Here is a 6588-nt window from a genome sequence, read left to right as displayed (position 1 = left end):
ACAATAACTATTCTTTGGCGCAGCAGGTTAACTCACTGATCGCACGGCATATAACTCAAAATCATCATTATTACTGCTAATATTTTTGCGACAAAGATCTCATTAAACAGTAAAGCGTCATGATAATTCTTCGTGATTCTTCAGGGCCATCTGACTTAAGGTAAAATAAAAAAAACTGCTTAAGTAAAGCGGATTTTTTATTCTTACCCGGCGTTTCATTGGCAGATATCATTTCATATTTTAAACGCCGGTTAAATGAGCAAAATCTGATTCGAGCCCTGATTTTTCAAAGCGTTGCCGTCAGATTCTCCGCGCCTGCCAGAATACTTTTTGCCAGTAGCTGTTATCCAGCGAGGAACGAATAACTCCCTGGCTGGTGGAGGCATGAATGAATTGGTTATCGGTGTCGTAAATGCCCACGTGCAGGCCGTTATCGCCGCGTCCGGTTTTAAAAAAGACCAGGTCGCCGGGCAACAGTTGATCTTTATTGATACGCGTGCCGATATCGGTTTGAGCGCGCGTCGTGCGGGGAAGCTGCAGGTTAAAGCGATCGCGGAAGGTAAGGTAAACAAAGCCGGAACAGTCGACGCCGCTGCGGCTCATACCGCCATAGCGATAAGGCGTGCCATGCCAGTTGTTTAGCTGATCGTTAAGCTCGGCGATAACGGTAATCGAGTCGGAAAGACGCGCATCCGGCGGCGGCGCATGATGACTACAGCCGGCCAGTAACACACTGAGTAAAAGCAACACGCCGATTCGCATAATCTGAGTCCTTCCTGATATGAGCGCAACGGGGCTAAATGTAACGGTAAATGCCAGGCGCTGGCAATCTCCTCAGCGCATCTCTTCAGAAATGAGCCAGCTTTCTTCTCCGGCCTGTAATTGACGAAAAAGCACGCCATACACTTCGCTGAGCAGAGCGGGCTCCATCACCGCGGCGACGCTGCCTTGCCTGACCACCTTTCCCTGACGCATCAGCCAGACGCTCTGCGCGTGGCGCAGGCTGTGATTGAGATCGTGTCCGCTGGCGATAACCGCGCCGCCCGCCTTGCAGAAAGCATCCAGCTGGGCGTCCAGCGCGCGCTGCTGCGCCACATCCAGTCCGCTATAAGGTTCATCCAGCAGCAGCAGCGTGGGCGGCCGCTCGGGCTGCGGCCAGACCTGCAGCAGCACCGCTGTCAGCCTGACGCGCTGCCATTCACCGCCGGAAAGCCAGGTCAGCGGCCGCGTCAGCTTATCCTCCAGCTGAAAAGCGCGCAGAAGCTGCGGCAGCAGCGTTTCCGGCTCCTGTGCATCCGCATGCTGACGCAGATAGTGATACACAGCCATCTGCCCCGGCTGAGGCTGTTGCTGCGGCAGCCAGGCGCGACGGCGCGCCAGCGTCTTTGGCGACCATGTCGCAAGCGGCCTGCCGTCGATACGCACTTCGCCCCTGCCCGCCAGCAGCCCGGCAATCAAGGCCAGCAGCGTGCTCTTACCCGCGCCGTTAGGCCCAAGCAGATGAATCAGTTCGCCGCCGTCGACCTGCGCGCTAAAAGGTTGCAGGCGGCCGGCGATGGCCGCCTGTTCGATTGAGAGCAGCACTATTTCGCCAGAGCGAGCTTAATGCTTTCCATCACGATCGGATCTTCCGGCGTCATATCCGGCGCAAAGCGCTGCACCACTTCGCCGTCACGACCGACAAGGAACTTCTCGAAATTCCACAGGATGTCGCCCTTCTCTTTCGGCCCCCGACCTTTGCTTATCATGCGCTCATAGAAGCCGCTGTTTTCCGGCTCCACCGCTTCCGGGCGCGCCGCGATCAGCTGCTGGTAAAGCGGATGCCGGTTGGGGCCGTTGACTTCGATTTTGCTGAACATCGGAAAGGTCACGCCGTAACGGGTGCTGCAAAACTGCTGGATCTCTTCGTTGCTGCCCGGCTCCTGGCCAAGAAACGCGTTGCAGGGAAAGCCCAGCACGTTAAAGCCGGATTTGTTCCAGGCGCGCTGCAGGTTCTCCAGTTCTTCATACTGCGGCGTCAGGCCGCACTCTGAGGCGACGTTAACAATCAACAGCACATCCCCTTTCCATTGGCCCAGCGTGGTACGTGTGCCATCCAGCATAACCAGCTCAGTTTCGTAAATGCTCATGCGCGTTTCCTGTCTCGGTGTGTGGAACAGCGCCGTTAACGGCGCTGCGTCAGTAATAGCCAAATAAACAGCGGCGAACCCAGCGTGGCGGTCACGACGCCGATGGGTAATTCCGCTGCGCTGAGTACCAGTCTGGCAATGATATCCGCCGCCAGCAAGACGGCGGCCCCCGCCAGCGCGCTGGCAGGCAGCAGCGCCCGGTGATCGGTCAATCCTTTCAGCCGCAGCAGATGCGGCACCACCAGGCCGATAAAGCCGATCGCGCCAGCCAGCGCCACGCTGACGCCTACCAGCCAGCCGATCGCCACCACCAGCAGGTTGCGCCACAGAAAAACAGACAGCCCCAGCTGGCGCGCGCTGGTTTCACCCAACGCCAGTAAATTCAGAATTTTCGCCTGCGAGCCTAACCAGCACAGCGCAGGCAGCAGCGCCAACATCAGCCAGCGATAACGCCAGTCGATGCCGCTAAAGCCGCCCATCATCCAGTACATTAGCTGGCGCAGATCGAGATTGCTGCTGAAATAGACCACCCAGGTCATTACCGCGCTGCAAATAATGCCCAGCGCGACGCCTGCCAGCAGCAGGCGGCTGTTGGAGAGATGCCGCCGCGCAAAGCGCAGCAGGATCAGCGTAACCAGCAGCGCGCCGGCGATGGCCGCCATGCTGAAAGCCCAGAAATCACCGTTGCCCAGCAGGACGCACAGCACCAGCCCGACGCCCGCGCCGTTTGATACGCCCAGCAGGCCCGGCTCCGCCAGCGGATTTTCAAACAGCGCCTGCATGACGCAGCCCGCCATCGCCAGCGACGCGCCCACCAGCAGAACGCTCAACGTGCGCGGCAGGCGCAGCTGCCAGATAAACAGCTCGCCCTCCGGGCTGAGCCAGCGCGTCGGCAAGATCCACTGTTCGCCAGCACAGAGGCTTAGCAGCGTCATCGCCAACACCAGCAGGCTCAGCCACAGTAGCCAGCGACAGGCGCGGCGATCTGCCTGGCGTGAGAGTTCGTTTAACAGCGACATAAGGTGGTTTTATAAGAAAAACAGTGATTTGATTGTAGTGGCTGAAAGGAAAAAAGAAAGCGTTAAGGTAAGCGATCGGCCGGACGCGGCAGTGACGCCCGGCAAAAAATTAGCCGTGCGGCTGAAAATCTGGGCGATGGCCAGGCGCGCCGTTATCGTGGCGCTCAGCGGTCAGCCGAGCGTTGCCATGCGGTTCTGCCGCAGGTCGATCGTGTTGATGCGCGTTACGCTGCGCCAGTGGACGGTCATGCGCAGGCTCATGATGAGGCGGCTGGGCGCGATGCGCCGGCGGATGTGGCTGCCAGCCGTTGCCGTTCCAGTAGCCGCGCGGCCCTTTCTCTCCCAGATGACGTCCGTGATGCTCCCGCCACCATTTTGGCGCGCGCCAGTCATAGCCGTCCCAGTAGTAACCTCGATGATCGCGATCGCCGATATGAACGGTGACGCCTGCGGGCGTAATATCAAGCGACATGCCCGCGCTGGCGGCAACGGGCAGCGCGGAGAACAGAATCAGGATAATGCCGGGAACAACGTTTTTTATTTTCATCGGATGACCTCATATTGTCTCACCCGGTTTTTATACCGCCCCCGTCGGGGTGTCACTATCAGCCAGGGACGATTTTCGGCTTATTTCATGCTTACTTACGCTTTCCTTACATTATGAAGCCATCGTGAAAAGCGTGGCTAAAAAGAGGCAATAAAAAAGGCCGCCAGAGGCGGCCTTTTGTCAGGCTGACAAGTCAGCTGTTTTTTGGGGAAGCATTTTCGACGCGGCTTTTCAGCTTTTGTCCTGGGCGAAACGTCACGACACGGCGTGCAGTGATGGGAATATCTTCGCCAGTTTTTGGGTTGCGTCCCGGACGTTGATTTTTATCGCGAAGATCAAAGTTGCCAAATCCAGACAGTTTGACCTGCTCGCCGTTTTCCAAAGCCCTTCTCACCTCTTCGAAAAACAGTTCAACCAGCTCTTTGGCATCCCGTTTACTCAGCCCCAGCTTTTCAAACAGGTATTCCGACATATCAGCTTTTGTAAGCGCCATAGGTTCAATCCCTCAAGGTTGCCTGGAATCGCTCTTTTAATGCCGCACCGCCGTTGGCGACGGTTGCAGCACTCTCGTCTTCTTCGAGTGTCCGGCTGGTATCTTGCAAAATCAGGCTAATCGCAAGGCTCTTAAACCCTTCGTTTACACCCTTACCGCGGTACACGTCAAACAAGTTTACGCCAACTATCTGATTTGCGCCAACTTTCTTACACTCCGCAATGATATCTGCTGCAGGAACCGTTTCAGCCACCACAACGGCGATGTCGCGGCGGTTCGCCGGGAAGCGAGAAATTTCGCGCGCGTCAGGCAGGACGCGGTTTGCGACCTTATTCCAAAGCAGTTCAAATACTAAGGTGCGGCCATTGAGATCCAGCTTGCGCTCCAGTTCCGGATGCACCACGCCGATGTAACCGATGCGCTCGCCCTGTAAATAAATCGCTGCGCTCTGGCCTGGATGCAGAGCTGGATTCGCTTCTGCGCGGAACTCGATTGCGTCCAGCTTGCCGGTCAACTCCAGCACCGCTTCTAAATCACCTTTTAAATCATAGAAGTCGACCGTCTGACGCGCCAGGTCCCAGTGCTCTTCGTAGCGGTTGCCGCTCAGTACGCCTGCCAGCATAACATCCTGTCGGATGCCCAAATCTGCTTGCGTATCCGGCACAAAGCGCAGGCCGCTTTCAAACAGGCGCACACGGCCCTGCTGACGGTTCTGGTTGTAGACCACCGCAGAGAGCAGGCCGGTCCACAGCGACAGACGCATGGCGGACATATCGCTGGAGATCGGGCTTGGCAGGATCAGCGCCTCTTCGCCCGGATGCAGCAGCGCCTGTACTTTCGGGTCGACAAAGCTGTAGGTGATCGCTTCCTGATAGCCTTTATCCACCAGCATCGCCTTTACGCGCTTCAGGGAGAGATCCGCTTCGCGATGCTGCGTCATCACCAGGTCGGCTTTCACCGGCACGTCAGGAATGTTGTTGTAGCCGTAAACGCGCGCCACTTCTTCAATCAAATCTTCTTCGATGGCCATATCGAAACGCCAGCTCGGCGCAACCGCGCGCCACTCGCCTTCGCCAACGCTGACATCGCAACCCAGACGCTGCAAGATGTCGGTTACCTGACGGTCGTCGATATGGTGGCCGATCAGACGATCCAGCTTTTCACGACGCAGCGTAATGGTCGCCTGCGCCGGCAGTTTTTCCTGCACGCTGTTGTCCACTACCGGGCCCGCTTCGCCGCCGCAAATATCCAGCAGCAGGCGCGTCGCGCGCTCCATGGCCAGTTGCTGCAGCGCCGGGTCGACGCCGCGCTCGTAGCGGTGCGACGCATCGGTATGCAGGCCGTGACGACGGGCACGACCGGTAATCGCCAGCGGCGCGAACCAGGCGCACTCCAGCAGCACGTTGCGGGTCTCTTCGTTGACGCCGGAATGCTCGCCGCCGAAAATGCCGCCCATCGCCAGCGCTTTATGATGGTCGGCGATCACCAGCGTGTCGTCGCCAAGTTTCACTTCATTGCCGTCCAGCAGCGTCAGGGTTTCATCCTGCTGCGCCATGCGCACCACGATACCGCCGTCGATGCGATCGAGATCGAAGGCGTGCATCGGCTGCCCCAGCTCCAGCAGCACGTAGTTGGTCACGTCAACCACCGGATCGATAGAGCGAATGCCGCAGCGACGCAGCTTCTCTTTCATCCACAGCGGCGTCGCAGCCTTGACGTTGATGCCCTTTACAACGCGGCTCAGATAGCGCGGACAGGCGTCGGTGGCGTCTACACGCACCGGCAGCGTATCGTTGATAGTGGCCGGCACCGCCGCGATTTCCGGCGCGGTGAGCGGCAGGCCGTTCAGCACTGCAACGTCACGCGCCACGCCGATAATGCCAAAACAATCGGCGCGGTTCGGCGTGATGCTGATTTCAATGCTGTTATCGTCGAGCTTCAGGTATTCACGGATATCGGCGCCGATCGGCGCATCCGCCGGCAGCTCGATAATGCCGTCGTGATCGTCGCTGATGGCCAGTTCAGAGAAGGAGCAAAGCATCCCTTCCGACGGCTCGCCGCGCAGCTTAGCCGCTTTGATTTTAAAATCGCCCGGCAGCACCGCGCCGACGGTGGCGACCGCCACTTTCAGCCCCTGACGGCAGTTTGGCGCGCCGCAAACGATATCCAGCAGGCGATCGCCGCCGACGTTGACTTTGGTTACGCGCAGCTTGTCAGCGTTAGGATGCTGGCCGCATTCCACTACTTCGCCTACCACTACGCCGTGGAACGCGCCTGCGACAGGCTCGATGCCGTCGACTTCCAGGCCCGCCATGGTGATTTGTTCCGCCAGGGCCGCGCTGTCAAGAGCCGGGTTTACCCATTCGCGTAACCAGAGTTCACTGAATTTCATTGGATAAC

At 58.2% G+C, this 6588-nt stretch carries 7 protein-coding genes; all 7 read right to left on the bottom strand.

Annotated features, from left to right (window positions below; translation table 11 throughout):
• Positions 1–300 precede the first annotated feature (300 nt).
• On the bottom strand, positions 301–762 hold the full coding sequence (locus tag MYY08_RS08130) for a C40 family peptidase (RefSeq protein WP_038626349.1): 462 nt from the start codon (positions 760–762) through the stop codon (positions 301–303).
• Positions 763–834: 72 nt separating this feature from the next.
• On the bottom strand, positions 835–1584 hold the full coding sequence (gene btuD, locus MYY08_RS08125) for a vitamin B12 ABC transporter ATP-binding protein BtuD (RefSeq protein WP_084970246.1): 750 nt from the start codon (positions 1582–1584) through the stop codon (positions 835–837).
• Positions 1584–2129: a glutathione peroxidase gene (locus tag MYY08_RS08120; protein ID WP_038626350.1), complete on the bottom strand. Its 546-nt coding sequence runs from the start codon at positions 2127–2129 to the stop codon at positions 1584–1586. Before MYY08_RS08120 ends, btuD begins: the two co-directional genes overlap by 1 nt.
• 35 nt (positions 2130–2164) lie before the next feature.
• Positions 2165–3148 carry a vitamin B12 ABC transporter permease BtuC gene (gene btuC, locus MYY08_RS08115; RefSeq protein WP_038626352.1) on the bottom strand — a complete coding sequence of 328 codons (984 nt, stop codon included), beginning with the start codon at positions 3146–3148 and terminating at the stop codon, positions 2165–2167.
• A gap of 109 nt (positions 3149–3257) precedes the next feature.
• Positions 3258–3695 carry a DUF2502 domain-containing protein gene (locus MYY08_RS08110; RefSeq protein ID WP_084970245.1) on the bottom strand — a complete coding sequence of 146 codons (438 nt, stop codon included), beginning with the start codon at positions 3693–3695 and terminating at the stop codon, positions 3258–3260.
• A gap of 193 nt (positions 3696–3888) precedes the next feature.
• A complete protein-coding gene (ihfA, locus tag MYY08_RS08105) occupies positions 3889–4188 on the bottom strand; it encodes an integration host factor subunit alpha (protein WP_038626354.1) in 300 nt (99 codons plus the stop codon).
• Between the two features lie 4 nt (positions 4189–4192).
• Positions 4193–6580, bottom strand: a complete 2388-nt coding sequence (pheT, locus tag MYY08_RS08100; protein ID WP_288013887.1) for a phenylalanine--tRNA ligase subunit beta — start codon at positions 6578–6580, stop codon at positions 4193–4195.
• Positions 6581–6588: the final 8 nt, after the last annotated feature.

Origin of the sequence: Mixta sp. (assembly GCF_024610815.1) — a bacterium.
GTDB lineage: Bacteria > Pseudomonadota > Gammaproteobacteria > Enterobacterales > Enterobacteriaceae > Mixta > Mixta calida.
This window is presented reverse-complemented; position numbering and strand designations above follow the sequence as displayed.